Here is a 354-nt window from a genome sequence, read left to right as displayed (position 1 = left end):
CAGTGGGGCCCTGCGGTCCGGCTGACGCGCCACACCACGTTGCCCACATCGTCGGCCACCAGCAGGGCACCGTGGGTGTCCAGTGCAACGCCCACCGGGCGCCCGCGCGCATGGCCGTCGTCGGTCAGAAAACCGGTCAACACGTCCTGGGGCGGGCCGGATGGCACGCCCTTGTCAAAGGGCACAAAAATTACCTTGTAGCCGCTGTGCGGGCGGCGGTTCCACGAGCCATGCTGGCCAATGAACATGCCCTGCGCAAACCCGGCGGACAACTGGTTGCCCTGGGCARACGCCAGCCCCAGCGACGCCGTGTGGGGGCCCAGCGCGTAGTCCGGCAGGCGGGCACTGGCCACC

General features: G+C 69.7%; 1 pseudogene. It reads right to left on the bottom strand.

Annotation, left to right across the window (positions count from 1 at the left end):
- Window positions 1-354, bottom strand: a pseudogene (locus AC1D1Y_RS27030) (sorbosone dehydrogenase family protein); the annotation flags it as partial.

The sequence above is a fragment of the Polaromonas sp. P1_G1 genome (assembly GCF_056405595.1).
The sequence above is the reverse complement of the archived record's forward strand: the minus strand, read 5'-3'. Positions and strand labels throughout refer to the sequence as shown.